The organism is Streptomyces sp. NPDC054872 (assembly GCF_053610705.1).
In genome coordinates this window covers 1-1,702 of the sequence record NZ_JBSGYY010000090.1, presented here as the reverse complement: position 1 = coordinate 1,702, position 1,702 = coordinate 1, and the positions used below count along the sequence as shown (strand labels likewise).

General features: G+C 64.9%; 1 protein-coding gene. It reads left to right on the top strand.

The features are described from left to right. Positions 1-296: 296 nt before the first annotated feature. Positions 297-1,439: a hypothetical protein gene (locus ACWGIH_RS43435; protein WP_453452833.1), complete on the top strand. Its 1,143-nt coding sequence runs from the start codon at positions 297-299 to the stop codon at positions 1,437-1,439. Positions 1,440-1,702 lie beyond the last annotated feature (263 nt).

The following is a 1,702-nucleotide window of genomic DNA, read 5'->3' as shown; positions in this document are numbered from 1 at the left end:
GAAGGTCTTGGACATGGGGTTGATCGCATAGTTGCGTTGTTCCTGACAGTGTCCCTGTTCCTCTATCCAGCTCTCGAGCTCCCCAGGTGCAATGCGTCCGGTCCGGTGGGAGACCGGCCGCTCCTGCGGACGGTTCGGGGTCAAGGCCATAATTGGCAGCCAACCCGGCTGACTGCACCGACCATCACGATCTGCCGGACCGCATAAGGACGGCCGGTCGCATCCGGCATGAATGATGTGGGAGTGAGGATTGGCCAGCGGTCGGACTCGCAAGTCCATGAGGGGTGGAGTGACAAGTGACTGATCAGCCGGTGTTCGTCCTAGGTGAGGGCCTCCAGGCTCTGGAACCAGTTGGGTTCGACACCGAGGCGGAGTTCCAAGAACTCCTCGCCCGGCATCCCCGCATTCTGGACTTCGGCTCACTGGCCGACGGCCAACCATTGCGACTGGTGCTGGTGGCACGGGAGATGGGCGTGCCGACGAGCGCGGAGTCCGGCGCGTCGTTCTCACTGGACCACCTCTTCGTCGATGCCGACGGTGTGCCGACGCTGGTCGAGGTCAAACGGGCCAGTGATACCCGGATACGCCGGGAGGTCGTGGGACAGATGCTCGACTATGCCGCGAACGGCGCCCGTTACTGGCCTGCCGCGCTGCTTCAGCGCTCGTTTGAGGCAACCTGCGCGCTGGACGGCAGGTCTTTGGACGAGGCGTACAGGGAACTGCTTAATGATCAGTCTCCGGACGACTTCTGGGTGACAGTCGAGGAGCGGCTGACAGCGGGGCAAATGCGCCTGCTCTTCGTCGCCGACCGGATCCCGTTGGAGCTGCGGGCGATCGTCGAATTCCTTAACCGGCAGATGCGGCAGACCGATGTGTACGCGGTCGAGCTGACGCAGTACCGGGGCGGCGGCGAACTACGCGTCCTCGTACCGCGCATCCATGGTGAGGTCGCCACGGCGGCGAAATCTCCCTCCGGCCGCCGAAGCAGCCAGCGGACCACCCGGGCGGACATGGACGCTGCGATACGCAACCTGCCCGGCCTGGATCTGAAGACCGCGGCAGCCACGCTGCTGGATCACGCGGCAGCCAAAGGACGCTCAGAGGGAGGCATGGCCAGGTACCCGAGCATGTCCGTGTACTACCCCGTCGGGGACCGGCGGGTCCCGGTCTGGACGCTGTCGCTGTACGACATGAACAAGGTCGAACTTGCCTTCAACTTCGGGTCGATCACCCACCACCTCGGCTACGACGTGGCGTCCACGTTCGCCGATTCCCTACCGGACGCCGGAGATCTGAAGACGAAGCTGGCCGCGCAGCGCGCGAAGGGCTACAAGGGGTGGCCATCCGTCTCCCTCGCTGACCTGGCCGCCGCATCGCCAGCGGTGGACGATGTCCTGGCCGCGGTAGAACAGCTCATGAACGGCCGGGACGCTTCCTGATCACTGGACCAACCAGCAACACCCCGCATCGCAGTGGGCGTCGCCTGACAGGAGGGCGTGGCTTTGCGGGTGTCAGGCGGCAGCTCGATCTTCTCGGCGATGCTTGCGGACGTTCTGCGCACGCGACTCAGGGGGGCGAGGCCGTTCCAGGCTGTGCCAGGGCAGCTGGTGGCCAGCGCAAGGGCGCGGACGATTGTTCGAGCGCCGCCTATGCACTGGTTCGCGGAATTGCTCAAGCAGCGAGTCCCAGATCAAGCATTCCA